Origin of the sequence: Pseudomonas sp. NFACC45, assembly GCF_900113505.1 — a bacterium.
GTDB lineage: Bacteria > Pseudomonadota > Gammaproteobacteria > Pseudomonadales > Pseudomonadaceae > Aquipseudomonas > Aquipseudomonas tehranensis.
Map to the genome: position 1 here is coordinate 14,643 of NZ_FOPO01000010.1, position 24,436 is coordinate 39,078.

At 56.5% G+C, this 24,436-nt stretch carries 23 protein-coding genes and 1 pseudogene; 12 read left to right on the top strand and 12 right to left on the bottom strand.

The window, feature by feature from the left end; genetic code table 11:
• Positions 1-193: 193 nt before the first annotated feature.
• The 6 genes from BM132_RS18630 to dibA form a co-directional block, all read right to left on the bottom strand.
• Positions 194-1,183: a sulfate/molybdate ABC transporter ATP-binding protein gene (locus BM132_RS18630; RefSeq protein WP_092457666.1), complete on the bottom strand. Its 990-nt coding sequence runs from the start codon at positions 1,181-1,183 to the stop codon at positions 194-196.
• Positions 1,184-1,186: 3 nt separating this feature from the next.
• A complete protein-coding gene (cysW, locus tag BM132_RS18635) occupies positions 1,187-2,056 on the bottom strand; it encodes a sulfate ABC transporter permease subunit CysW (RefSeq protein ID WP_092399399.1) in 870 nt (289 codons plus the stop codon).
• Positions 2,057-2,068: 12 nt separating this feature from the next.
• A complete protein-coding gene (cysT, locus tag BM132_RS18640) occupies positions 2,069-2,887 on the bottom strand; it encodes a sulfate ABC transporter permease subunit CysT (protein ID WP_092399401.1) in 819 nt (272 codons plus the stop codon).
• Between the two features lie 146 nt (positions 2,888-3,033).
• Complete coding sequence (locus BM132_RS18645) at positions 3,034-4,047, bottom strand: sulfate ABC transporter substrate-binding protein (RefSeq protein ID WP_092457669.1); 1,014 nt, start codon at positions 4,045-4,047, stop codon at positions 3,034-3,036.
• 50 nt (positions 4,048-4,097) lie between these two features.
• Entirely contained in the window at positions 4,098-4,280 is a 183-nt protein-coding gene (gene oscA, locus BM132_RS18650) for a sulfur starvation response protein OscA (protein ID WP_047230313.1), read from the bottom strand.
• 142 nt (positions 4,281-4,422) lie between these two features.
• The gene (dibA, locus tag BM132_RS18655; RefSeq protein WP_092457672.1) at positions 4,423-6,330 is read right to left on the bottom strand and encodes a phosphodiesterase DibA; all 1,908 of its coding nucleotides are present in this window, start codon (positions 6,328-6,330) and stop codon (positions 4,423-4,425) included.
• Between the two features lie 146 nt (positions 6,331-6,476).
• On the opposite strand from dibA, the gene desA reads away from it, so the two are divergent.
• Together desA and BM132_RS18665 are read left to right on the top strand one after the other, a co-directional pair.
• A complete protein-coding gene (gene desA, locus BM132_RS18660) occupies positions 6,477-7,661 on the top strand; it encodes a delta-9 fatty acid desaturase DesA (protein WP_092399407.1) in 1,185 nt (394 codons plus the stop codon).
• A 275-nt stretch (positions 7,662-7,936) separates the two neighbouring features.
• Positions 7,937-8,470 carry a cysteine hydrolase family protein gene (locus BM132_RS18665; RefSeq protein WP_092457675.1) on the top strand — a complete coding sequence of 178 codons (534 nt, stop codon included), beginning with the start codon at positions 7,937-7,939 and terminating at the stop codon, positions 8,468-8,470.
• Between the two features lie 70 nt (positions 8,471-8,540).
• Here the strand turns inward: BM132_RS18665 and BM132_RS18670 are convergent.
• Positions 8,541-8,720, bottom strand: a pseudogene (locus BM132_RS18670) (serine/threonine protein kinase); the annotation flags it as partial.
• 504 nt (positions 8,721-9,224) lie between these two features.
• On the opposite strand from BM132_RS18670, the gene BM132_RS18675 reads away from it, so the two are divergent.
• The 3 genes from BM132_RS18675 to BM132_RS18685 all read left to right on the top strand — a co-directional run bounded on the left by BM132_RS18675 (position 9,225) and on the right by BM132_RS18685 (position 12,216).
• A complete protein-coding gene (locus tag BM132_RS18675) occupies positions 9,225-9,584 on the top strand; it encodes a DUF6124 family protein (RefSeq protein ID WP_092457680.1) in 360 nt (119 codons plus the stop codon).
• A gap of 576 nt (positions 9,585-10,160) precedes the next feature.
• Positions 10,161-11,609, top strand: coding sequence for an AAA family ATPase (locus tag BM132_RS18680; protein WP_177218190.1), 1,449 nt, complete (start codon positions 10,161-10,163; stop codon positions 11,607-11,609).
• Position 11,610: 1 nt separating this feature from the next.
• Positions 11,611-12,216, top strand: coding sequence for a hypothetical protein (locus tag BM132_RS18685; protein ID WP_092457686.1), 606 nt, complete (start codon positions 11,611-11,613; stop codon positions 12,214-12,216).
• Between the two features lie 412 nt (positions 12,217-12,628).
• On the opposite strand, the gene BM132_RS18690 is transcribed toward BM132_RS18685, so the two are convergent.
• Positions 12,629-14,296: a TIGR04141 family sporadically distributed protein gene (locus tag BM132_RS18690; RefSeq protein ID WP_092457689.1), complete on the bottom strand. Its 1,668-nt coding sequence runs from the start codon at positions 14,294-14,296 to the stop codon at positions 12,629-12,631.
• Between the two features lie 648 nt (positions 14,297-14,944).
• On the opposite strand from BM132_RS18690, the gene BM132_RS18695 reads away from it, so the two are divergent.
• Together BM132_RS18695 and BM132_RS18700 are read left to right on the top strand one after the other, a co-directional pair.
• Positions 14,945-15,640, top strand: coding sequence for a hypothetical protein (locus BM132_RS18695; RefSeq protein WP_092399448.1), 696 nt, complete (start codon positions 14,945-14,947; stop codon positions 15,638-15,640).
• Positions 15,637-16,545 carry a hypothetical protein gene (locus BM132_RS18700; RefSeq protein ID WP_092457692.1) on the top strand — a complete coding sequence of 303 codons (909 nt, stop codon included), beginning with the start codon at positions 15,637-15,639 and terminating at the stop codon, positions 16,543-16,545. Before BM132_RS18695 ends, BM132_RS18700 begins: the two co-directional genes overlap by 4 nt.
• Positions 16,546-16,740: 195 nt before the next feature.
• Here BM132_RS18700 and BM132_RS18705 read toward each other — a convergent pair whose 3' ends face one another.
• The 3 genes from BM132_RS18705 to BM132_RS18715 form a co-directional block, all read right to left on the bottom strand.
• Positions 16,741-17,016 carry an HU family DNA-binding protein gene (locus BM132_RS18705; protein WP_047226733.1) on the bottom strand — a complete coding sequence of 92 codons (276 nt, stop codon included), beginning with the start codon at positions 17,014-17,016 and terminating at the stop codon, positions 16,741-16,743.
• Positions 17,017-17,208: 192 nt separating this feature from the next.
• Positions 17,209-18,357 (bottom strand): NAD(P)/FAD-dependent oxidoreductase, encoded by a 1,149-nt coding sequence (locus BM132_RS18710; RefSeq protein WP_092458137.1) that lies wholly within the window; start codon positions 18,355-18,357, stop codon positions 17,209-17,211.
• 35 nt (positions 18,358-18,392) lie between these two features.
• On the bottom strand, positions 18,393-18,557 hold the full coding sequence (locus BM132_RS18715; RefSeq protein WP_047226732.1) for a rubredoxin: 165 nt from the start codon (positions 18,555-18,557) through the stop codon (positions 18,393-18,395).
• Positions 18,558-18,754: 197 nt separating this feature from the next.
• Between BM132_RS18715 and BM132_RS18720 the strand changes: the two genes are divergently transcribed.
• Together BM132_RS18720 and ubiA are read left to right on the top strand one after the other, a co-directional pair.
• A complete protein-coding gene (locus tag BM132_RS18720; RefSeq protein WP_047226791.1) occupies positions 18,755-19,318 on the top strand; it encodes a chorismate--pyruvate lyase family protein in 564 nt (187 codons plus the stop codon).
• Positions 19,318-20,208, top strand: a complete 891-nt coding sequence (ubiA, locus tag BM132_RS18725; RefSeq protein WP_092457695.1) for a 4-hydroxybenzoate octaprenyltransferase — start codon at positions 19,318-19,320, stop codon at positions 20,206-20,208. Before BM132_RS18720 ends, ubiA begins: the two co-directional genes overlap by 1 nt.
• 158 nt (positions 20,209-20,366) lie before the next feature.
• Here the strand turns inward: ubiA and BM132_RS18730 are convergent, their stop codons facing one another.
• Complete coding sequence (locus BM132_RS18730; RefSeq protein ID WP_092457697.1) at positions 20,367-20,756, bottom strand: COG4315 family predicted lipoprotein; 390 nt, start codon at positions 20,754-20,756, stop codon at positions 20,367-20,369.
• Between the two features lie 152 nt (positions 20,757-20,908).
• Here BM132_RS18730 and phoB point away from each other — a divergent pair, with 152 nt between their 5' ends.
• The 3 genes from phoB (at position 20,909) to BM132_RS18745 (ending at position 24,430) form a co-directional block, all read left to right on the top strand.
• On the top strand, positions 20,909-21,598 hold the full coding sequence (gene phoB, locus BM132_RS18735) for a phosphate regulon transcriptional regulator PhoB (RefSeq protein ID WP_003177195.1): 690 nt from the start codon (positions 20,909-20,911) through the stop codon (positions 21,596-21,598).
• 81 nt (positions 21,599-21,679) lie between these two features.
• Positions 21,680-22,966: a phosphate regulon sensor histidine kinase PhoR gene (gene phoR, locus BM132_RS18740; protein WP_256244288.1), complete on the top strand. Its 1,287-nt coding sequence runs from the start codon at positions 21,680-21,682 to the stop codon at positions 22,964-22,966.
• Positions 22,967-23,089: 123 nt separating this feature from the next.
• Positions 23,090-24,430 carry a hemolysin family protein gene (locus BM132_RS18745; RefSeq protein WP_092457701.1) on the top strand — a complete coding sequence of 447 codons (1,341 nt, stop codon included), beginning with the start codon at positions 23,090-23,092 and terminating at the stop codon, positions 24,428-24,430.
• Positions 24,431-24,436 lie beyond the last annotated feature (6 nt).

Consider the following 24,436-nt stretch of genomic DNA (forward strand, 5'->3'; position numbering starts at 1 on the left):
ATGTTGTGGCCGACACCGCTCCACTTGTGGGAGCGGGCTTGCTCGCGAAAGCGGCGGGTCAGATTGCATCGAGGGTGAATGTGACTACGCCTTCGCGAGCAAGCCCGCTCCCACAGGTTTTTTGGGTGACCCAAAGACTTGTGGTCAAGCCCATTCCACTGTGGGAGCGAGCCTGCTCGCGATGCTTTTGATCTTAAAGGTTCGAGACTTTCTGCCAGACCTTCGGCTTGAAGAACAGCGTCTCGCCCTTCGCCAGGCCCACCAGGCTGTCGTGGTCCTTCACCACTTCAGCTTCGATCAGATCGCTCTGGCCTTCCACCTTCAGGGTCACCCGGGTGGTGGCGCCCAGCGGGCGGATGTCGCGCACTTCGGCGGCGTGGTGATCCTCCAACTCCGAACGCGACAGCGAGACTTCGTGGGGGCGGAACAGCACATGCCGATCCTCACCCAAGTGCAGGCGGTTCGAGTCGCCGAGGAAGTGATACACAAAGTCGCTGGCGGGGTTTTCGTAGACATCGCCCGGCGAGCCAATCTGCTCGATCACACCCTTGTTCATCACCACGATCCGATCGGCGACTTCCATGGCTTCTTCCTGGTCGTGAGTCACGAACACCGAAGTCAGGTTGATGTCCTCGTGCAACCGCGCCAGCCAGCGCCGCAGTTCCTTGCGAACCTTGGCGTCGAGGGCGCCGAAGGGTTCGTCCAGCAGCAACACCTTGGGCTCCACCGCCAGTGCCCGGGCCAGGGCAATGCGCTGGCGCTGTCCGCCGGAAAGCTGTTCGGGATAGCGGTCGGCAAGCCAGTCCAGTTGCACCATGCCCAACAGTTCGTGGACCTTGGTTGCGATCTGGCTTTCGTTCGGGCGTTGGTTCCTGGGCTTCATGCGCAAGCCAAAGGCGACGTTGTCGAACACGGTCATGTGGCGGAACAAGGCGTAGTGCTGGAACACGAAACCCACGTTGCGATCGCGCACATCGTGGCCAGACACGTCCTCACCGTGGAACACGATGTTGCCTTGGTCCGGGGTTTCAAGGCCGGCGATGATCCGCAGCAGCGTGGTCTTGCCGCACCCCGACGGGCCGAGCAGCGCCACCAGCTCACCGCTCTGGATGTCCAGGTTGATGTTGTCCAGGGCCTTGAAGGTGTTGAAATTCTTGCTGACGTTACGGGCTTCAATCGACATGACTTATTCCTCCGCGCTGCTGTTGCGCAGACGGTTGATACGGTTTTCGCTCCACTGCTTGAGCAGCAGAATCAAGAGCGCCAGGATCAGCAACAGGCTCGCCACGGCGAACGCGGCCACGTGGTTGTATTCGTTGTAGAGGATCTCGACGTGCAACGGCAGGGTGTTGGTGACCCCGCGAATGTGCCCGGACACCACCGACACCGCGCCGAACTCGCCCATGGCCCGGGCCGTACACAGCACCACGCCATAGATCAGGCCCCACTTGATGTTCGGCACGGTGACATGCCAGAACATTTGCCAGCCGTTGGCGCCCAGCAGGCGCGCGGCTTCCTCTTCCTGGGTGCCCTGCTCCTGCATCAGCGGGATCAGCTCGCGGGCCACGAAAGGCACGGTGACAAAAATTGTCGCCAGTACGATGCCTGGCAGCGCAAACACAATCTGGATGTCGTGATCCGAAAGCCACGGCCCGAACAGCCCCTGGGCGCCGAACATCAGCACGTACACCAGGCCTGCGATCACCGGCGAAACCGAGAACGGCAAGTCGATCAGGGTCACCAGCAAGCTTTTGCCACGGAATGAATACTTGCTCACGCACCATGCGGCGCTGACACCGAACACCAGGTTCAGCGGCACCGAGATCAGCACCGCGATCACCGTGAGCTTGAGCGCCGACAAGGCATCGGGTTCGAAGATTGCGGTGAAGAACGCCCCCAGGCCCAGTTTCAGTCCCTGGGAGACCACGATGAACAGCGGCAGCAGCAGGAACAGCGCAAAAATCAGCCAGCCAAGGCCGAGCAGGACTCGCCGCGAAGCTGCACTGCCACGGCGAGCGGCGTTGGTGGAGGTCGCGTAAATAGACGTTTGGGACATGTCCGTGCCTCCTTATGGGGTTTCGATGCGCCGCTGCAGCAGGTTGATCACCAGCAACAGAAGGAAGGAAACCACCAGCATCAGCACGCCAATGGAGGTGGCGCCGGTGTAGTCGTATTGGTCGAGCTTGACCATGATCAGCAGTGGCAGGATCTCGGTTTTCATCGGCATGTTGCCGGCGATGAAAATCACCGAACCGTACTCACCCACACCACGGGCAAACGCCAGGGCGAAGCCGGTCAGCCAGGCCGGCAGCAACGCCGGCACCAGGATGTGACGAACCACTTGCCATGGCTTGGCGCCGAGACAGGCGGCGGCTTCTTCGACTTCACGGGGAATATCGGCCAACACCGGTTGCATCGTGCGCACCACGAACGGCAGCGTTACGAAGGTCAGCGCCAGGGTAATGCCCAGCGGGGTGTAGGCGATCTTGAAACCCAGGTCGGTGGCAAACTGGCCCACCAGACCTGTCGGTGCATACAACGCCGTCAGCGCGATGCCGGCCACGGCCGTAGGTAGGGCGAATGGCAGATCGATCATTGCATCGATGATCTTGCGACCGGGAAAGGTGTAGCGCACCAGCACCCAGGCCAGCAGCGTACCGATCACGCCGTTGATGATCGCCGCGCACAGAGCCGTGCCGAAGCTGAGCTTCAAGGCCGCCAGCACTCGTGGCGCCGAGATGATTGCCCAGAACTGCTCCCAGGTGAGCTGGGCGGCATGCACGAACATTGCCGCCAGCGGTATGAGCACAATCAGACTGAGATACACCAGGGTGTAGCCCAGCGTCAGCCCGAAGCCGGGTATGACCGGTGAGATGCGACGCGACATAAAAGTCCTTGGGTGAAAACTCGCAGGGTGCGCAACCTGTGGGAGCGGGCTTGCTCGCGAAAGCGGTGTGTCAGGCAACATCAACACTGACTGTCCAGCCGCCTTCGCGAGCAAGCCCGCTCCCACATGGATGAGGCTCTATCAGCTCACTGCGCCTGATAAATCTGATCGAACACGCCGCCATCGTTGAAGAACTTCGGTTGGGCGGTTTTCCAGCCGCCGAAGTCCTTGTCGATGGTCACCAATTCCAGCTCAGGGAACTGCCGGGAATACTTGGCGGCAACGTCTTTGTCCCGCGGGCGATAAAAGTTTTTCGCCGCGATCTCTTGTCCAGCCGGGCTGTACAAGTGTTTGAGGTAGGCTTCGGCGATCTCGGCGTTGCCCTTTTTCCCGGCGTTCTTGTCCACCACTGCCACCGGCGGTTCGGCGAGGATCGACAACGACGGCACGACGATGTCGAACTTGTCCGCGCCACCGTCTTCCTTCAATGCCAGGAAAGCTTCGTTTTCCCAGGCCAGCAGTACGTCGCCCTGACCGTTGTTGACGAAGGTAATGGTCGAACCCCGGGCGCCGGTGTCGAGGATCGGCACGTGCTTGAACAGCGCTTGCACGTATTGCTTGGCCTTGGCTTCGTCACCACCGTTAGCCTTGAGGCCATAGGCCCAGGCCGCGAGGAAGTTCCAGCGAGCGCCACCGGAAGTCTTCGGGTTCGGCGTGATGACCGACACGTCCTCCTTGATCAGGTCACCCCAGTCTTTGATGCCCTTGGGATTGCCCTTGCGCACCAGGAACACGATGGTCGAGGTGTACGGTGTGCTCGCTTCGGGAAGACGCTTTTGCCAGTCCACTGGCAAGGACCTGCCCAGCCTGGCGATTTCATCGATGTCGCCGGCCAGGGCCAGAGTCACCACGTCGGCCCGCAGACCATCGATCACCGCCCGGCCTTGCTTGCCCGAGCCGCCGTGGGACTGTTGGATCTTCACGGTGTCATCCGGGTGTGCTTTGCTCCAGAAACTGACGAATTCGGCGTTGTAATCCTGATACAGCTCGCGGGTAGGGTCGTAGGACACGTTGAGCAACTCGTAATCCTTGGCAAAGGCGGACCCTGCAAAAACAGCACTGGCCAACACAGCCAAGGCATAACGGCGAATGGACGGCATGGTGAAAACTCCTGGAATTCCGGTTTTTTATGGCTGTGAAGTGTTGGTCTTCAACCCGGTTTGTGGCTCGGCTGCTGCAACCGGAATTTTTCCTTGCGCTCGATCTGGACGACTTGCGCGTTGTGGACGGTGATTTCCACCGCGCCAAAACGAAGGTCCCGCAAGGCATTCAGGATCTCGCGCAACAGGGTTGCTTCGTCCTGACCGTCAACGCTGCGTAGAGATGCGCTCATGCTATTGCTCCTTGAATGCCTGGAAGTGGGCGGCACCGTTTGTGGCGTAGGAGCGATACTAGAGAGGCTTAGATATTCTTAAAAAGACTATTTAAGAATTTTTATATAACCAAAAACACAAGTTGCCGATGTGCAAAGGCTATTAATTGATGGCGGGCGCGTGCGCCCAATCCAGCTGCTGCGCGGCAACAGGACGCCCGAACCAGTAGCCCTGCCCCATCCCACAGGCGTGTTTCAGCAGGAACGCGGCCTGCTCGCGCTGCTCGATGCCTTCGGCTTGCACTTGCATGCCCATGCTGCGGGCCAGGGCGATGATGACCTGGACAATCGCTGCGTCGTCTTCATCCCACGGCAACCCGGCAACAAAGCCCTGATCAATCTTGAGCTTCTGGACGGGCAGGCGTTTGAGTCGCAGCAGCGACGAATAACCGGTACCGAAATCATCGATAGCCAGTCGCACCCCCAATTCCCGCAGACGGTGCATTTGCTCCAGGGCCACTTCCGGATCGTCCATCACCGCGCTTTCGGTCACTTCCAGTTCCAGACAGGCCGGGTCCAGGCCTGAAACGTGCAGTACCCGCGCGACCTGTTCGTACAACTCGCGACGGGCGAACAGCCGACTGGAAACGTTGACCGCGACAAACGATAACGCCACCCCGGCCTCCTGCCATTGACGCATCTGTCGACAGGCCTGCTCCATGACCCAGGCATCGATTTGGGCGATCAGCCCGGTGCGCTCGGCGATGGGAATGAACTCGGCCGGCGAAACCAGCCCGCGCTCGGGATGTTCCCAGCGCACCAAAGCCTCGACACCGATCAGGCGGCTGGTCGCCAGATCGTGTACCGGCTGGTAATGAACCCGCAGCTCCTGCTGCTGGAGCGCGCGTCGCAGTTCGAAGGCGATCTCGACCCGTTGTTGGGCATGAGCGGTGAGTTCTTCGGTATACAGGGCGTAGCCATCGCGCCCGGCACTTTTAGCCTTGAACAGCGCGGAATCTGCATTGCGCAGCAGTTGCCCCGCGCTGAGGGCATCCCCGGGAAACAGGCTGATGCCCACACTGGCATTGATGAACAAGAGCTGGTTTTCGAGACTCACCGGCTCTTTGAGAGCATCGATAATGCGCTGGGCCAGCACCGCCGCCTGCGCCGGCTGCGAGCAATTTTCCACCAGCACCGCAAACTCGTCGCCCCCCAGCCGGGCCAAGGTCACGCCCGGCGCAAACAGCCCCCGGAATCGCTCGGCCACGCTCTTGAGCAATTGATCGCCAACGTGATGCCCCAGGCTGTCGTTGATGTTCTTGAAGTGGTCCAGGTCCACCAGCAACAAGGCGCAGCCGCGTTTGTGCAACTGCGACGACGCCAGGGCCTGCTCGGCGCGATCGGAAAACAGCAGGCGATTGGGCAGACCGGTCAGCGGATCGTGGTGGGCCAGGTACGCCAGTTCGTGCTCAGAATCCTTGATGGCGCTGATGTCCGAAAACACCGCGACGTAATGGCTCACCTGACCGTTATCGTCGCGAATGACGCGGATCGTCTGCCATTGCGGATAGATCTCACCGCTTTTTCGCCGGTTCCAGATCTCGCCGCTCCACTCGCCAAGGCTGCCCAGGGACGCAAACATCTCCTGGTAAAAATCCGCCCCGTGACGGCCAGATTTGAACAGGTTGGGCCGCCGGCCCAGCACTTCCTCCCGGGCATACCCTGTAATCGCCATGAAGGCACGATTGACGTGCACGATCAGGCCGTTCGGGTCCGTCACCAACACCCCTTCGCGCGTGCAATCGAAGACGGCGGCGGCCTGGCGCAAACGTTCGCCGTCGGCACGCTGTTCGCCTTTTCCGAAAAGCCGGGATATCCGCACACCCGCCAGGAAAACCAAGCCGGCGCTGACCAGGACCCAGGCATACCCGTTGATCAACTGCCAGCGAAGCTGATCGGCGGATTGATCGAAAAAGCTGCTCAGTAAATAACCAACCAGCTGCAGCCAGACGACCGACAGCACGAGATAAAGCAGTGCTCCACGCATGGCGCTACGGTGATAAATGGTCATCAGGTCATCCATGTCCCCACAAAGAGGCGGGAATTATAGAGTAAGAAACATCCTGCCACTGTTATCTGAAAGGCCGACTGGTTTTATCTGTACGGCAGGTGATAATGCAACGGCTGTTTCTATCTTTATCGAGGGCCCTATAGCCTATGTGGTACGAAGGTTTTCTTGGCTTGTCGCCCTGGTCACTGGTGGCAGTCACCCTGCTGATGACCCATGTCACGATCATTGGCGTCACGGTCTATCTGCACCGTTATTCGGCTCATCGCTCCCTGGAGCTCAACGCCGGCCTCAAACATTTCTTCCGCTTCTGGCTGTGGTTGACCACGGCGCAGAACACCCGCGAGTGGACCGCTATCCACCGTAAGCACCACGCCAAATGCGAAACCGTCGATGATCCCCACAGCCCGGTGATCAAAGGCCTGTCCACCGTGCTGCGCAAAGGTGCCGAACTGTATCGCGCCGAAGCGGAAAACCCCGAAACCCTGCGCATCTACGGCAAGAACTGCCCTGATGACTGGATCGAGCGCAACCTTTACAGCCGCTTCCCGATACTGGGCGTGGCGATCATGGGCGTCATCGACCTGCTGCTGTTCGGCACTATCGGCATCACCATCTGGGCCATCCAGATGATGTGGATTCCGGTCTGGGCCGCCGGCGTGGTCAATGGCCTGGGGCATGCCGTGGGCTACCGCAACTTCGAATGCCGCGACGCGGCGACCAACCTGGTGCCCTGGGGCATCCTGATCGGTGGCGAAGAACTGCACAACAATCACCATACCTACCCCAATTCGGCCAAGCTGTCGGTACGCAAATGGGAGTTCGACCTGGGCTGGGCCTGGATCCAGGTATTCAGTTTCCTGCGCCTGGCCAAGGTCCAGCGCGTCGCGCCGATCGCCCACCGTGTCGAGGGCAAGGGGCATCTGGACATGGACACCGCCATGGCGATCCTCAACAACCGTTTCCAGATCATGGCCCAGTACCGCAGGCTGGTCATCGCGCCGCTGGTCAAGCAGGAACTGGAAAAAGTCGATCACTCGGTCCGCCACCAGTTCCACCGGGCCAAACGCCTGCTATCGCGGGAAACCAGCCTGCTGGATGAACGCCACCACGCGCGCATCCAGAGCATGTTGGAACACAGTCAGGCGTTGAAGGTGATCTACGAAAAACGCCTGGCCTTGCAGCAAATCTGGGCCAAGACCAGCAGCAACGGCCACGACATGCTCGCGGCCATCAAGGAATGGATTCACGAAGCCGAGGCCAGCGGCATCCAGTCCCTGCGCGACTTCGCGGACCAGCTCAAGACCTACTCGCTGCGGCCTGCAACGGCCTGATAGGCAACCCCGCCATCCGGCGCAATGCTGTTCACGTAAAAAGATGGCGCTTCTCCTTGAGTGGGGAAGCGCCGTTTTTTTTTGGGCTTTGTGTGCTAGTGTCGAGCTATGACCCATTATTGCCTCACCTCGACTACCACCACCACGACCGCTGAAAGCGGAGCGTGCGAGGTGTCGTGAGCCAATAGCAGACGAACTTCAAAGGCCCGCCAGCGATGGACAGGGCCTTTTTTTACGCCCTTGTGTCGCTGGCTCAAACGCAAGGAGATGCACCCATGTACGCCCTGTTGATACTCGATATCCAAGTCGGGCTTGTTCACGGCCCGGAAAAACCATGGCGCTGCGAAGAGTTGTTGGCAACAGTGAATACCCTGATGGACAAGGCACGCAGCGCTGGCGCTCCGATTTTTCTCGCGCGCCACATCGGGCCCGAGGGATCTCCAATCGGACCAGGCAGCCCGTTGACGATGGTTGCGCAGGAACTGAAGCTTCTGGGCGGAGAGGTGGTATTCGAAAAACGGCGGCCCAACGCCTTCGAAATGACCGACCTGGCGGACAATTTACGGTCTCGCGGGGCTACCGGCGTGGTGATCACTGGCATGAAAACTCAATACTGCGTCGACAGCACCTGCCGTGCTGCTCGTGATCTTGGCTTCGACGCGGTACTTATCGCCGAAGGCCATACCTGTTCAGACACCCCAGTGATGAAAGCCAAGGACATCGTTGCTCATCACAATGCAACGCTTGAAGGGCCGTTCTGCCAACTGGTTCGGGCTGAGGAGTGGAGCTTCCAGCAGAGCCGAAGCTAAGGGAATGCACAGGGCTTGCCGGCCACAAGATGCATGGCCGGCACGCTCATGATCATTGCTCGCAACCGATTCACCACCAGGACGCCTCAGCACCCAAGGCGTCACGCAACTGCGCCGCAGTTATGCGGCGCTGCCCCGGATCAAACGTCAGCGCCACGCGCAACGCCGCCCAGCAACGCTTGGGCAAATTGCGCGGTGCATTGAGTTCGCGCTCCATGCGGGCGTCTAGAGCTTGGGTTGAAGGTAAACGGCTGCCCTCCAATTAAAATTCACCAATTTTATGCGCTGCATGCCCATGAGAAACGGGGGAGTTCAAGCTGGATTTGATGCGCAAACGGGATGACCGGTGCAGCGCCCAGTGTTGAGGCGACGTTTTGGTAAGTCCTCTCCCACAAATTGCAGGCATCCTTCAGACCGCGCCTACGGCCCGATTGTCGCGCTTGTGCCAAGCTACGCATCCTTGCGCCTTTGCCTACAACTACGCCAGAATTCGCCCGCTTGTGCGCCTTGTCTCCGGGCTCTATCGTTTTCCCTGCCACTGCCCATCAGTGGTCGGGTTTAGTAGCCCGGACTGTCACTACGGTTGCATGAGTCTCATCCAGTCAGGCATTCGCCTGCACTCGATGGTGGCTGTGCGCATGGCGCCTTCGGGCGCGCCGGTTTGGTGACTTCACCGGTCTACTAACTTGCGCACAGCTGCCACCAATTCGTTTAGTAGCGAGAAGGTTGCGGCCCTATTAATAAGGAAGTCCCAATGTTCAAACCTACTCCGAATCCCCCCGAAACAGATCACACTGCCCCATCCCCCAAATCCAAAGCCAAAAAACACGACGAAGCCGCCAAGCGCGCCCTGGATTTCTATCTGTTGCCAAAACAGACGAAGCCCAAAGACGCCACCAAACCGGGCCAGCTGTTCACCGTCGTGAAAGACATCGACAACGAATCCCTGCTAGCCAACCTCAGCGAAACCCTGGCTTCGGCGGATGCGATGGTCAGCGATCTGGCCTTCGAGCTGGAAGGCTCGCGACGTCACTTTGCCCTTGGCATTCAGCAGTTGATTGAACTGAGTTCGTTGCTGGCGAACCGGGTGCTGGATAACGTTGATCCGCGTTAGCAAACCATGCGATATCAAACCCGACGTTTTGCGTCGGGTTTGATGTATTTGCATCTGACCGCAGCTTTCCTCGCGAGCGTGTTTCATCACTGGGCTGCGCTATCTAGCTAGCTTATCTCTGATACCCATGCGCATTCGGCAATAACTCGGGACTGCGCTTTCGTTTCGATGCATCACGTACGGACAACAAGCAAGCGGCCCTAATACTGACTATTGACCCTCGCCTGCTATCTGCCAGAAACAGTCCATCATAGGAATGATAATTTGGATTGTGCTGGGGCTTTTCCAGTGATTGGTGAAATTCGAACCTAACCCTTTGCCGAAGGTGAATTCGAGGCCAGTGCACCGTTGCAATGCAGATCGAGCCCGCCTCTAGCAGCATGGCGGATAGTCGCGTCGGTGGATGACAGCAAGGAGTCCTTCGCGAGGCCAGCACGTTTAGCAGGGGTAAACGGTTAAGACTAACATCGGCCAATTCATTTTTAGCTGGCACGAGTTCCGAAAATTTTTGATATGATCTGAAGAATGGCAGACTTTTTACACAAGACGCGATGTAATTTCGGTGCAGGGAACGTAATGAAAATTGAAATTAGAAATTTTGGCCCAGTCAAAAATTTCGTATTTGACTTAAAGTGCCCAATGCATCTAATCGTTGGCACTAATAATATCGGCAAATCATACGCATTAACTGCTTATTATTTGGCGATATGCTCGCTATTGGAAAGTCGCGCTTTGATGATTAGTGTATTTTCTCAAATCGAGCTAATAGACTCGGACTTTGAGTTTAATGAGTCTTTAGAAAAGACATATAAGAAAAAACTTAAAGACGATTCTTCGCAAGATTTGGATGTCAAGAGGTTTTTTGAGGAGTCCGCAAGAGCGACTTTTGACAAAACTATAGCTGCTGCTTTCAATGAAAAAATTGAAAGTTCTTATGCAGGATTTAAATCTATATTAAATCAGCGCAATAAAAAGTCACCCTGCTCAATACACTTTGAGCTTCCTGGAATAAAATTTACTCTTACAAATGATGGAGAAGGTTTCAAAACAACTTCGCTGACTTACACCTTGAAGGTGATATCGGTAGCGCCTGCAGAAACGAAACGAAAGATTGCTAAAACTGTGGTTTATCACAGAAAGTCCAATGATCCGACTACGAGCATCAAAGAAATACGGATGTCTAGTATTGCTCAGGCCTTTGCTTCAATCGTCGTGCCCGCCGCTGAAATTTCGAATATTTATTACCTTCCTGCCTCCAGGTCAGGTCTATATCAGGCGTTATCCTCATTTGGCGCCATCATTGCAGAACTTTCAAAAAAACGTACATTCTTAAATTCGAAAATAGAATTGCCTGGGATTTCATGGCAGCTTAGTGAGTATTATTTGAAACTCACCGAGATCAACGAAAAAGCTTACATTTACAATCCTGAATGTTTTCACGAAAAAATCGCAAAGAAAATTGAAGCCGACATTCTGAAGGGGAGAATTGTTTTTGAGTCCAACACCAAAAAACTTTATTACATTCCCGACAATACAGATTTGCGCTTAGAGTTATCCGCGACATCCTCTATGGTATCCGAGATTGGACCCATCGTAGCTTACATTCGTTATATACTTTCAGCAGAGCCCGTGCAAGACAAAGCAGTGGCTGCAGCCCTAACCAGTACTTCACTCAAGGAAAGAGAAGCCACACCAATTTTAATAATAGAAGAACCGGAAGCGCATCTTCATCCGGAAAATCAAATAAAAATGACCGAAATCTACGCCGAGCTTTCTAGTTTTGGTGTGAAAATTATTATGACCTCCCATAGTAATTACGTGTTTAATAAACTTAGCAATATTGTCATTTCGAAAACACTGGCTGCAGACAACGTAAAGTGTGACATATTTGAAGAGACCGATGAAGGGACGATCGGCGTGTCACTTGATATAAATGAATTTGGATTGGATGATCAAAATTTTGTTGACGCCTCTGAAAAACTCCTAAACGAAAAAATGGAACTGTTTTCCAATATCGAGTTTTGAAATGATCAACCATATTAATCAAGACCCATTGGCGTTTGGAATAAGTGCAGGCAGCTTGGAAGAGGAAGGCATCAAGGTATCTTTTGGCGAAACCTTGACCGGTGCTGATGGCGATATAGACTATGAGCGCGTAGCAGTATTGAAGCCCGACGCATTTTACAATACCCAGGCTTTTGCTACTCCACCTAAATCGCCAGATGGAGTCGTCATTGTAAAAAACAATGAAGAGATATTTATGTATATAGCGGAGCTCAAGTCATCTCCGCTCAAACATATTAGAAAATCCGACATCGTAGAAAAATTCGACACCATGTTCTCAAGATTTTTAACTGAGGACTTTAAACACATTTTTTTGGACTTTGATTACACCTTAAAAAACTTATCATTATGGTTGGTCTGTGATCCAACTAATATCAGGTCAAGCATCGATAACCCAGAGGCCCTCGCTCGTAAGATACAAGCAAGCGCTGCACTAAGAGGTGTACTGACTGAGTTTGTCTCAACTTTTCGCCCATACACCTTTCAAGGAATTACAAGATATATCGTCCCGATGGTGTCCCCGCCTAAAATTGAGTGCGATCACTTCACTGATTTTTTGCCCGATTAAGATTCTCGGTTATATGATTCGAGTCTAATTGCTTGAACTAGCTCTTGGATTTGAGTGGTTGTAATATTAGACTGATAGAGAAATTCAATTCGGTGATCCCATCAAACCTCACAACACTGCACGTCTGTAGATGCTATCAGTTAATCCGTATCGCCGATTTTATATGGCGGAGGGACGTTTAGGTGAACCACCCGCGGGCTCTTCGAGAGAGGAGGTATGGAGGCAATGTCCCCTCCGGCTGCCTTGGCGGATAGTTGCCGCTGACGCGACGGCTGTTGGCCAGAAACGGCCACAGGCAGATAACGTCAGCGTTCCATAATACGAACCCAGCTAATCTCGGGTTACTACTCGGACCCTGAGCTTAACATTTGAGATGTGTAGGTTTTATTCCGCCATATTCGGGCCCTTAGAATTATTGTTTTGGTTTGTATTTTTTTCTTATCTTAAGGATTGGATCAATATCAATCGCAATAATTTCAACTGAGTAGTTCAATCCCCGAAGAACTTTGAGGGCATTTTTCAAAGTGACTTTTGAAAAAAAAGGTAACTCTAGAGGAAGTTTCTTTGTAGTTGCAATAGCGTAAACTATTTTATAGCTTGCGGGATCTGGACGCGGAAGGGGGTCTGCCAACTGTATTGACTGTGGAAGTTTGGTGTTAAGCTTTTTTCTAAACTCAACATCCCTAACGAATGCTTCGGCCGACACGCAACCTTGTGAGAATAAATGACTTAACGTGCTTGAGCTTCTATAATATTTAACGTGGATTAAATCCTTTCCATTTCGAACTAAATCACAAAGCTCTAGCTTGTCATACGCCCCCCCTATCTTAATATTTTTCTTGTCAAGCAACTCGAATGATGGATCACTGATTAAAGCCTGATTGTAATCTTCTTCTCTATCCTCATTGTAAATTGGGAAGCAATACTTGTACGCCTCAAGGCTTGATAAGCTCGCGTCGACAGCTGTTAGGAAATCACTATTAACTTTGTACCAAGTCGAACTTCGCAGGATAAATTGATCAGCGCCATACTTGAGTTCAGCGTATAGACACTTGTAAGCGCTCCAGCTTTTAATAGCATGATACTGTGAGTCATTCACGTGGATTGAGGTGTGTTTAAGACTTTCAACAGAAATTGGTAGCGATTTACTATTTAGGTACGATAGAAGTTGTGGCAGCTCAAGTACTGCGTGTCGTTCACTGCGCGCGTACAAATCAAATGAGTAGCCGATCTGTTCTTCCCAGTCTACAATTTCTGGTTCCCCAAGCCATAAGCAGGACAAGTCTGGACCACAAAGTATTTTTTCTAATTCGAGATCGAGAATATTGATATCATCGTGATCTCTAACCTTATTTACATTGTCCACCCATTCAAAGCTATCTGGAAGTTTCTGCTTATACCTGTTGAGCGCTTCCCCAAGAATTTTTTCTAGTTCATTTAGCTCTGTACTAGTGATTACTGTTAGTGCGTCTCTCCCAGTAACGTGAGATCCGAATAGCTCAACGGTTGAAATGCCAGTGACGGCGTACAGCATCTCCAAGTCAGAATCTATATGCAGATCGAATATATCAACCTCCTTAGTGCTCTGAGTGCGTGAGTTTAGAGGATTATGATCGTAACTTGATTTGTCTAAGCTTCTAAGCTTGTCTGGATCAACCGAGTTCAAGGTAACGCGCAATCCAAAATCGCGTTCAATTGCCTCTTCTTGTAAAAGATGAAAGCCTGTACCAAATGTTAGTAGAAATTTATTCTGATGCACTGTGATGCAAAGAACGGCTCCAACGCTACTGCTGCTTCCAAAGGCATCAAAAGGAACTTCAGGTCTAGATGTGAACAGTTGAGTCCATGGTGGCGAGTGCTTTGGAGGTTCCTTTTTTATATATAATATTGCCGCTTCTAATCCGGAAATATCAAGCTCAATTGGCGGATTAGTATTTTCTAGCTTCAATAGATCGAAGTCTGCAATTTTCGGATTTTTTGCTAAGTAAATGGATAGTTTTTCTTTTCGTTCTTTTTTAATTTTTCGTGCGCTAGCAGCTGAATAACTCGACTCGGTTGCGACGATGCTTCCTATCAGCATAGCAACTTCTCCTAGCGTTACATCTTCAGCCTATTTATTGTTCTCACAATAGTAAATATTCGGTTTGCAATTTACTTTCTGCATTTCTAGCTGCAGGGTGTCCTGAAATTCCTACCTCTATCCGCTCCGAAAGCAAGCATAGACCAGTACCTACGAATCATCGCCCTTTCTTTAAGCCATCCGAAATGACTCGATGGAAACTGACTGTTCGAAACTCTCATCTTCGACCATATGGCTGCTGACGAACGTCTGCTTCTGGCCGATTCTGTTGAAAAAGTCGGTTATCCAAAACTGCCTGGCCATTGCCTAGTGAGAATGCCATTTTTGCACGCTGCTGCGTGAAATCTGCGTCTGGAAACCTCTGCCAAAAGTAACGATTTCAATCTCGGACGCGTACTTCTCTGCCGTGGAAACCATGATCGACTTTTTCAACAGAATCGGCCGCTACTGCCCGTCGGAACAAACCGCACAAGCCCGTATGCGTCCTATAGACACGCAGGGATTAACATCCACGCGGCTTCAAAATTTGCAATTTCCTCCCGAGCATCCTGTAGCCCAGCTGAAAAAAATATATCAATCTGCCACTATAGTCCTGCCCGATGCTGCCGACACAGGCAGCATCGTTTTTAAATCATAAGGACTTGATGCATGTCTTTTCACACCTTCCGCACCCTCGCTGCACTGACGTTACTCGCCTGCCTCACGCTCACCGGCTGCGCCCACGTTCAACCTCCCGTACCGCTGGACCATCAGTTCTGGGATGCCAAGGAGCCAACCATCGGTGTGGCAATTACCGTAGTGCCCGAGCCTGTGCTGGCGCTGACCGGCAATCAGGGCCTTCTGGATTTGGCTATCAACAAGGGCGTTAACAGTTCGCTCAGCGACAATGTCGAGAAATGGCAAGTCAACGACCTCAACACGCTGCCGGATGCCATTGTCGCCAAGTTGCAGGCCAAGGGTTACAAGGCCAAGCGTATCGACGAGCCGGTGGACCTGAAGGTCTATAAGGAAGTCAGTTTCCGCGAAGGCTACACGGTCCGCGACCTGACGCCGCTGAAGGCGACTTACGGGGTGGATCGCCTGTTGTTGGTCAACATTCTGGCTACCGGCGCCACTCGCAGCTATTACAGCGTCGTGCCGACCAGCGTGCCGATGGCGCAGGTGGGCGGGCAAGGCATGGTGGTTGATCTGGCCGACAACAAGCTGCTGTGGTTCAAACCTTTTGCCGTCGTGCAGGCCGCTCAGGGTGAGTGGGACGAGCCTAACTACGCCAATTTGACCAACGCGTTCTATCAGGCGATGGATACCAGCCGCCAGCAGATGATCACCCCGTTCGAACAATGAAACGGGCGCTGATCGCGGCCGGCACGCTGGCCCTGCTGGTGCTGGCCGGTTGTGCGCAAAAGCCTGCGCCGCCGGCCGGTTTCAAGTCGCAAGATGCGGTGACCTACGTCCAGGCCCATGGGCTCAAAGTGGATGTACAACTGCCGCCGGCCTTTGTGGGGGCCAGCACTGTGGTCGACGCCAAGGCCGCGCAGCAGGCCGCGTCGTCGAGCCATAATCTGATCGCCAGTTCCGGCAACTCTGCCGGGCTTGCCGGTTTGCTGGTCGCCAGCCTGATCAATACTCAGATGGGCAGCGGCAGCTTGCAGCGGGATGCGGAAACCGCCGCCGCCAAGGAGTCGCGCCCGCTGGCCGACCTGTTGGCTGGCGTGCCGTTGCAAGAGCGTTTGCAACAGCGTTTCCAGCAGGCTTCGCTGGCGGCCGGCCTCAAGCAGGGAGCAGGGCCCGTGACCGCGCGCCTGCTGGTCGAACCTAAACTGATGCTCACTCCCGATCGCGGTAGTTTCGTGCTGATCAATCAGGTGCAGGTTCAGGATATTGCCGGTTCGGCGCTGTACCGCATGCGCATTGAAGTCACCAGCCAGCCGATTCGGCGCTGCGGCAAACGCTGCATCGACGATGGCAGCCTGGATCTGACGCAAGTCACGGCGGTGCTGGACGAGTGCATCGATGAGTCGATGCGCGTGCTGACCACTGACCTGATGCTGCCGACCCCACCGCCAGCCGCCCAGGAAACCTTGCGTTATGTGCTCGATGGTCAGCGCGTGGTCGAACGCGGTTATCAATTGGCCCACGACGGCAGTTACTGGCGTTATCGCAACCTCTACGGCGCGGTGAAATCAGTGCCGGTGCCGTTCGAGGATGCGCTGACAGAGGCGCAGTTGCAGAAGGTATACGGGCGTTAATCTGGGCTGCGCCGCCGAGCGAAGATAAATCTCCTCACTACAACCAACAGGCGGCCCTCGCGAGCAGGCTCGCTCCCACATTGGCGGTTTGGGGCCTTCGATGTTCGGGACAAAGCCATAAAAAAAGGGCATCCGACTCAATCGGCATGCCCTTTTTTTCTACCGTTTGTCCCCTAACCGGGGAACCCGCGGCGATTATGGATTGACGCTGGCCTTCAACATTTTGCCCGGCTTGAAGGCGACCGTGTTGCTGGCCTTGATTTTCACCGGCTCACCGGTCTGTGGGTTTTTGCCGGTACGCGCGCCGCGGTGGCGCTGCAGGAAGGTGCCGAAGCCTACCAGGGTGACGCTGTCTTTGCGGTGCAGGGCGCCGGTGATTTCTTCGAGAACGGCGTTGAGGACGCGGTTGGCTTGCTCTTTAGTGAGGTCGGCCTTTTCCGCGATGGCGGCGGCGAGTTCTGGTTTACGCATGAATGAAGCCCCTTTTGACGGTTTTTTTGTTGTTATGTCTGGGCTGTACTCATGGGAACAGCCCCTAAGGCGCCGCAGGCTCTACTCTGCGGCAGACGGGAGTGAGGATGGCACGGGGCCGCAGGCGACGCCAGTGTCAGGGTGGCCTTTGTCGCGCCGAAAGCAGGGTATTTGCGACAGAAGGACTGGCGTTTACGCCAGCAGCGCTGGAAGCTCTTTGTTCAGCGCCAGTTTCTCCATCACCGCCGCGCCTGTCAGGGCATAGCCCAGCAGATTGCCGTGGGCGTCGCGGCACAGGGCCTTGATGTCGCTGCCTTGCCCTTCGACACTCCACACGCCTTCGCTGCCCCGTGGCGGTGGCGAAACCACCAGTGGGCACACTGGGGTTTTCACGGTAATCGGCATGGCACCGTAGCGTACGGCGGTCGGGTTGCCGGCCAGGGTTTGGGCCAGGGCACGGGCGCAGCTCATCAGCGGCATGACGTACAGCAGGTTCAGGCCGTCGACTTCGGCGCAGTCGCCCAGGGCGTAGATGTTGGCGTGGGAGGTTTTCAGGTGGCGGTCGACCACCACGCCGCGATTGACCACCAGGCCGGCAGCGGCGGCCAGGTCGATGCGGGGGCGCAGGCCGATGGCCGAGACCACTAGGTCGCAGGCGATCACCTGGCCGTCGGACAGATGCGCCTCCAGCCCGTCGGCCACCCGTTGCAGGCGATTGAGCACCGGCCCCAGGTGGAAACGCGCGCCGAGGCTTTCCAGCCCGGCCTGTACCGCAGCGGCGGCTGCAGGGTGCAGCAGGGTCGGCATAACTTGCTCGCACGGCGCGACCAGCTCGACTTCGTAACCGCCCAGGATCAGGTCGTTGGCGAATTCGCAGCCGATCAGCCCGGCACCGAGCAACAGCACCCGGCGCTTGCCGGCGGCCGCTGCGCGAAAGCGTGCGTAGTCTTCCAGATCGTTAATGGGGAAGATCAGGTCCGAGGCATCACCCTGCACCGGCACGCGCACGGTTTCTGCGCCCCAGGCCAGGATCAGGTCGCGGTAGTTCACCGTTTCTTCGCCGATCCACAAGCGTTTGTGGCCTGGATCGATGCCGCTGATGCGGGTGTGGGTGCGCACTTGGGCGTTCAGTTGCTCGGCCATGGCGCCCGGCTCGGCCATGCTCAGGCCGTCGGCGTCTTTGTTTTTACCAAAGCCTGTGGAGAGCATCGGCTTGGAGTAGGAGCGGCCGTCATCGGCGCTGATCAGCAGCAGCGGGGTTTCGCTGTCGAGTTTGCGAAACTCCCGGGCCAGGTTGTAACCGGCAAGGCCCGTACCGACGATGACGACAGGTGCACTCATGTTGCTCTCCATGTAGCTCTCCATGCAGGAAACGATCAGATAGCGATCATTTCGAAATCCGATTTACCCACGCCGCAGTCCGGGCAGAGCCAGTCTTCGGGTACGTCTTGCCAGGCAGTGCCGGGCGCGATGCCATCATCCGGCCAACCAAGGGCTTCATCGTAGATCAGGCCGCAGACAATACATTGCCACTTTTTCATTCAGGTACTTCCTCAGGTGTCGGCATTTGCCGGTATGGTTGGGTCGATGTAAAGCTGCCCCTTCCGGCTCAGGGCGTTTTGTACTGATCGGTCGCGATAGATGCAAGCATGATCGACGCTAAGACCGCCCCGCTGAATCAAATTCGCCACCCGACATGGTAAGCTCGCGGCCTCATTTGCTGCCATTCAAGACCTCTGTGCCGCATACAAATTCGATATTTCCTACACTCCAATGGTTGCCCCAGCCCCTGCTGTCGCCTCGCCCTGACGCCTGTGTGCTCGACTGGCTGTTCGACGAAGGGTCCCTGACCCGGCGCCTGACGCGGCTGTCGGATGAGCGTTTCAGCGTGACGCCGCTGTTCGAAGGTTGGCAGCCCTTGCGTGCCGACGAATGTGCCGCGCTGGATCTGGCCGAGGGCAGCGAAGGCTGGGTACGCGAGGTGTATCTGCGCGGCCATGGCGAGGCCTGGGTGTTTGCCCGCAGTGTGGCGGCGCGCAGCGCGTTGCAGGGCGACGGTTTGCAGATGGACGAACTGGGCAGTCGTTCCCTGGGCGAGTTGCTGTTTTGCGACCAGGCGTTCCAGCGCCGGGCCATCGAGGTTTGCCATTACCCCGAGCAATGGTTGCCGGCTGAGGTGCGCGCCCGTGAATTGTGGGGCCGCCGTTCGCGTTTTGATCGCGGAACGTTGAGTGTGCTGGTGGCGGAAATTTTTCTGCCGCGCCTGTGGACCGTCGCCCGCGCCTATTCGGAGAACTGCTGATGTACGTGCAACTGCTCAAATCCTTGAACCGCCTGAACCCGCGGGCGTGGGACTTCGTGCAACTGACGCGCCTGGACAAGCCCATCGGCATTTATCTGCTGTTATGGCCGACGTTGTGGGCCTTGTGGATTGCCGGCGAAGGCTCGCCGTCCCTGGCCAACATCGTGATTTTCGTGCTTGGCGTGATACTGACCCGCGCCGGTGGTTGTGTGATCAACGACTGGGCCGACCGCAAGGTGGACGGCCACGTCAAACGCACCGAACAGCGCCCGCTGGTGAGCGGCAAGATCAGTTCGAAAGAGGCGCTGGTGTTCTTCGCGGTGCTGATGAGCGTGAGCTTCCTGCTGGTGCTGTGCACCAATGCACCGACCATTTTGCTGTCCCTCGGCGGGCTGGCACTGGCGTTCAGTTATCCGTTCATGAAGCGCTACACCTACTATCCGCAAGTGGTGCTGGGGGCCGCGTTTTCCTGGGGCATGCCGATGGCGTTCACCGCCGAAACCGGTCATTTGCCGGCGGCGGCCTGGCTGCTGTACATCGCCAACCTGTTGTGGACGGTGGGCTACGACACTTATTACGCGATGACTGACCGGGACGATGACCTGAGGATCGGCGTCAAGTCCACGGCCATTCTGTTTGGCGATGCCGACCGGGTGATCATCCTGACGCTGCAGGGCCTGGCCCTGGGTTGCCTGCTGCTGGCCGGATCAAAATTCCAGCTGGGTGGCTGGTTCCACCTGGGGCTGGTGGCCGCTGCCGGGTGTTTTGCTTGGGAATTCTGGTACACCCGCAGCAAAGACCGGATGCGCTGCTTCAAGGCGTTTTTGCACAACCATTGGGCCGGGTTGGCGATTTTCGTGGGGATTGTGCTGGATTACGCGCTGCGGTGAGACCGCTGACCCAGCGCTGAACCCACGATCATGAACATCTCTGTGGCGAGGGAGCTTGCTCCCGCTCGGTCGCGCAGCAGCCGCAAACGCCTGGGGCCGCTGCGCCGCCCAGTGGGAGCAAGCTCCCCTACCCAAAAAAGCAGTTTGGCGCTGGTCAGTCACTTCTTGGGCTTGGCGACCTTCCAGGCACCTTCCATCAGGCCGTCTCCGGTCATTTCGCCAGCTTTCGTGTCCCTCACAAAGGTGTACAGCGGCTTGCCATCGTAGGCCCACTGCGACGAACCGTCGTCACGGGTGATCACCGTCCAGTGGCCCGTCGGCATGGCGGCGCTTTCAGCCATGAGCGGTGGCCAGTTCTCGGCACATTTGGCATTGCACGCCGACTTGCCGTCTTTGTCTTTCTCAAAGGTGTACAACGTCATGCCCTTGTGATCGGTCAGCACACCATCAGTGACCATCGCCGGCTCGTCAGCCGCATACGCCAGCGCCGGCAGCACCAAGGCAACCGCCAGGCCCAGAGCCTTGATGGAACGGGTAAGGTAAGTCATGGAAACCCTCTTTTGCAGTTGTCAGGATTCGGACTCAAAAGCTTAGTCCAGGATCCTCTACACTGCCGGTTGCCGAAACAAGTGTCACACGACTGCAATAATTCCGTTATCTAATGCGGCGCAAGACAGTTAAATGACAAGAGGATTACCCCATGGTTGGCAGGAGCATTCTGATCGTCGACGACGAAGCGCCCATCCGCGAGATGATCGCCGTTGCGTTGGAGATGGCCGGCTATGACTGCATGGAAGCAGAAAACTCTCAACAGGCCCACGCCATCATCGTCGACCGCAAGCCCGACCTGATTCTGCTGGACTGGATGCTTCCCGGTACGTCTGGCATTGAACTGGCGCGACGCCTCAAGCGCGATGAGCTGACCGGTGATATCCCGATCATCATGCTCACTGCCAAGGGCGAAGAAGACAACAAGATCCAGGGCCTGGAAGTCGGCGCCGACGACTACATCACCAAGCCGTTTTCCCCACGCGAGCTGGTGGCACGCCTGAAGGCCGTGCTGCGACGCGCCGGTCCGACCGATGGCGAGGCACCGATTGAAGTCGGTGGCCTGCTGCTGGACCCCATCAGCCACCGCGTGACCATCGATGGCAAACCCGCCGAGATGGGCCCGACCGAATACCGCCTGCTGCAATTTTTCATGACCCACCAGGAGCGTGCCTACACGCGCGGCCAACTGCTGGATCAGGTCTGGGGCGGTAATGTTTATGTCGAGGAACGCACCGTGGACGTGCACATTCGTCGCCTGCGCAAAGCCCTCGGCGATGCCTATGAGAATCTGGTACAAACGGTGCGCGGCACCGGTTATCGTTTTTCGACCAAGGCCTGACCCGAGCCCTTACCGCCCGACAAGCTGACAAGGACGCGCGTTCAATTGAATCAAAACTGGCATGGCACCCTGATTCGCCACATGTTGTTGCTAGTGACCGGCTGTCTGGTCGTGGGCCTGATCACGGGCTTCTACGGCTGGAGTCTGGCTGCGGGCCTGGCGCTGTACCTGGCCTGGACGCTCAAGCAATTGCTGCGCATGCATGAGTGGCTGCGCCTGCACAAACCCGACGAGGCTCCGCCCGACGGCTATGGCCTGTGGGGTGAGGTATTCGACAGCATCTATCACCTGCAGCGGCGCGACCAGCGCGTGCGTGGTCGCCTGCAAGCGGTGATCGACCGGGTCCAGGAGTCCACTGCGGCGCTCAAGGACGCGGTGATCATGCTCGACAGCGACGGCAACCTGGAATGGTGGAACCGCGCCGCCGAGACCCTGCTGGGCCTCAAGACCCCCCAGGACAGCGGCCAGCCAGTGACCAACCTGGTGCGCCATCCTCGCTTCAAGGAATACTTCGAACAGGAAAACTACGCCGAGCCGCTGGAGATTCCTTCGCCCACCAATGACCGGGTGCGCATTCAGCTGTACCTCACGCGCTACGGCAACAACGAGCACTTGATGCTGGTGCGTGACGTGACGCGCATCCATCAGTTGGAACAGATGCGCAAAGACTTCGTCGCCAACGTCTCCCATGAGTTGCGTACGCCGTTGACAGTGATCTGCGGGTATCTGGAAACCCTGCTGGACAATGTCGAGGAAGTGAACCCACGCTGGAGCCGGGCCTTGCAGCAGATGCACCAGCAAAGCGGGCGCATGCAGACCCTGCTCAATGACCTGCTGCTGCTGGCCAAACTTGAAGCCACCGATTACCCCTCGGACAACCAGCCGGTGCCTGTCGATGACTTGCTGCAAATCATTGTGGAGGATGCCCAGGAACTCTCCGGGCCCAAGCAGCAGACCATCACCCTTGAAGCCGACCCGAACGTGCAGCTCAAGGGCAGCGAGGCCGAATTGCGCAGTGCCTTCTCCAATCTGGTGTTCAACGCCGTCAAGTACACGCCGGAGCAAGGCCGCATTCACGTTCGCTGGTGGGCCGACGGCCAAGGCGCACACCTGAGCGTGCAGGATTCGGGCATCGGCATCGACAGCAAGCACTTGCCGCGCCTGACCGAACGTTTCTACCGTGTCGATTCCAGCCGCAACTCCAATACCGGCGGCACCGGGCTGGGCCTGGCGATCGTCAAGCACGTTTTGTTGCGGCATCGCGGGCGCATGGAAATCAGCAGCGTGCCTGGCCATGGCAGTACGTTTACCTGCCATTTTGCCCCGGCACAGACGGTTCGCTCGCGCCTCACCAGCGCCGCCGATTGATACCGGCCAGCACTCGCCACTAGGCAACGGCCCAGTCAGCCGCTACATTGGCTGACTTGTGCCTGCCTTTTCAGGCACTCATTTCTAATCCTTTCGAATATACGGAACCCGCAAAACTCCATCATGGACCCTTCCCCTGGCTTGTCCCTGGCAACACTCTTCGCCGAATTCGGCATGATTCTTTTTGCTCTGATCCTGGTTCTGCTCAACGGCTTTTTCGTTGCGGCCGAATTTGCCATGGTCAAACTGCGCTCGACCCGGGTCGAGGCCATCGCCGAGAAAAACGGCTGGCGCGGGCACATCCTGCGTACCGTTCACAGCCAACTCGACGCTTACCTGTCGGCCTGCCAATTGGGTATCACCCTGGCTTCCCTGGGCCTGGGTTGGGTCGGTGAGCCGGCGTTCGCCCACGTTCTGGAGCCGCTGCTGGGCGCGGTCGGCGTTGAGTCGCCGGAAGTGATCAAGGGCGTATCGTTCTTCACCGCGTTCTTCATCATTTCGTACCTGCACATCGTGGTCGGTGAGCTGGCGCCCAAATCCTGGGCGATCCGCAAGCCCGAGCTGCTGTCGCTGTGGACCGCCGTGCCGCTGTACCTGTTCTACTGGGCCATGTACCCGGCGATCTACCTGCTCAACGCCAGCGCCAACGCCATCCTGCGTATCGCCGGCCAAGGCGAACCCGGCCCGCATCACGAGCATCATTACAGCCGTGAAGAACTGAAACTGATCCTGCACTCCAGCCGTGGCCAGGACCCAAGCGACCAAGGCATGCGCGTGCTGGCCTCGGCGGTGGAAATGGGCGAGCTGGAGGTGGTGGACTGGGCCAACTCCCGGGAAGACCTGGTGACGCTGGAGTTCAATGCGCCGCTCAAGGAGATCCTGGCGATGTTCCGTCGCCACAAGTTCAGCCGCTATCCGGTGTATGACAGCGAGAGCCAGGAGTTCGTCGGCCTGCTGCACATCAAGGATCTGCTGCTGGAACTGGCCGCCCTGGATCACATTCCCGAGTCGTTCAACCTGGCCGAACTCACCCGCCCGCTGGAGCGCGTGTCGCGGCACATGCCGCTGTCGCAGCTGCTGGAGCAGTTTCGCAAGGGTGGCTCGCACTTCGCCCTGGTTGAAGAAGCCGACGGCAACATCATCGGTTACCTGACCATGGAAGACGTGCTGGAAGTGCTGGTGGGCGATATTCAGGACGAACACCGCAAAGCGGAGCGCGGCATCCTGGCCTATCAGCCGGGCAAGCTGCTGGTGCGCGGCGACACGCCACTGTTCAAGGTTGAGCGCCTGCTGGGCATCGACCTTGACCACATCGAGGCCGAGACCCTCGCCGGGCTGGTCTATGAAACCCTCAAGCGCGTGCCGGAAGAGGAAGAAGTGCTGGAAGTCGAAGGCCTGCGGATCATCATCAAGAAGATGAAAGGGCCGAAGATTATTCTGGCGAAGGTGTTGATGCTCGATTGAGCCTTA

Bases quoted from the DNA above. Each gene is read 5' to 3' on its own strand.
- BM132_RS18630 (WP_092457666.1), bottom strand. From the start codon at position 1,183: ATGTCGATTGAAGCCCGTAACGTCAGCAAGAATTTCAACACCTTCAAG.
- cysW (WP_092399399.1), bottom strand. From the start codon at position 2,056: ATGTCCCAAACGTCTATTTACGCGACCTCCACCAACGCCGCTCGCCGT.
- cysT (WP_092399401.1), bottom strand. From the start codon at position 2,887: ATGTCGCGTCGCATCTCACCGGTCATACCCGGCTTCGGGCTGACGCTG.
- BM132_RS18645 (WP_092457669.1), bottom strand. From the start codon at position 4,047: ATGCCGTCCATTCGCCGTTATGCCTTGGCTGTGTTGGCCAGTGCTGTT.
- oscA (WP_047230313.1), bottom strand. From the start codon at position 4,280: ATGAGCGCATCTCTACGCAGCGTTGACGGTCAGGACGAAGCAACCCTG.
- dibA (WP_092457672.1), bottom strand. From the start codon at position 6,330: ATGACCATTTATCACCGTAGCGCCATGCGTGGAGCACTGCTTTATCTC.
- desA (WP_092399407.1), top strand. From the start codon at position 6,477: ATGTGGTACGAAGGTTTTCTTGGCTTGTCGCCCTGGTCACTGGTGGCA.
- BM132_RS18665 (WP_092457675.1), top strand. From the start codon at position 7,937: ATGTACGCCCTGTTGATACTCGATATCCAAGTCGGGCTTGTTCACGGC.
- BM132_RS18675 (WP_092457680.1), top strand. From the start codon at position 9,225: ATGTTCAAACCTACTCCGAATCCCCCCGAAACAGATCACACTGCCCCA.
- BM132_RS18680 (WP_177218190.1), top strand. From the start codon at position 10,161: ATGAAAATTGAAATTAGAAATTTTGGCCCAGTCAAAAATTTCGTATTT.
- BM132_RS18685 (WP_092457686.1), top strand. From the start codon at position 11,611: ATGATCAACCATATTAATCAAGACCCATTGGCGTTTGGAATAAGTGCA.
- BM132_RS18690 (WP_092457689.1), bottom strand. From the start codon at position 14,296: ATGCTGATAGGAAGCATCGTCGCAACCGAGTCGAGTTATTCAGCTGCT.
- BM132_RS18695 (WP_092399448.1), top strand. From the start codon at position 14,945: ATGTCTTTTCACACCTTCCGCACCCTCGCTGCACTGACGTTACTCGCC.
- BM132_RS18700 (WP_092457692.1), top strand. From the start codon at position 15,637: ATGAAACGGGCGCTGATCGCGGCCGGCACGCTGGCCCTGCTGGTGCTG.
- BM132_RS18705 (WP_047226733.1), bottom strand. From the start codon at position 17,016: ATGCGTAAACCAGAACTCGCCGCCGCCATCGCGGAAAAGGCCGACCTC.
- BM132_RS18710 (WP_092458137.1), bottom strand. From the start codon at position 18,357: ATGAGTGCACCTGTCGTCATCGTCGGTACGGGCCTTGCCGGTTACAAC.
- BM132_RS18715 (WP_047226732.1), bottom strand. From the start codon at position 18,557: ATGAAAAAGTGGCAATGTATTGTCTGCGGCCTGATCTACGATGAAGCC.
- ubiA (WP_092457695.1), top strand. From the start codon at position 19,318: ATGTACGTGCAACTGCTCAAATCCTTGAACCGCCTGAACCCGCGGGCG.
- BM132_RS18730 (WP_092457697.1), bottom strand. From the start codon at position 20,756: ATGACTTACCTTACCCGTTCCATCAAGGCTCTGGGCCTGGCGGTTGCC.
- phoB (WP_003177195.1), top strand. From the start codon at position 20,909: ATGGTTGGCAGGAGCATTCTGATCGTCGACGACGAAGCGCCCATCCGC.
- phoR (WP_256244288.1), top strand. From the start codon at position 21,680: ATGTTGTTGCTAGTGACCGGCTGTCTGGTCGTGGGCCTGATCACGGGC.
- BM132_RS18745 (WP_092457701.1), top strand. From the start codon at position 23,090: ATGGACCCTTCCCCTGGCTTGTCCCTGGCAACACTCTTCGCCGAATTC.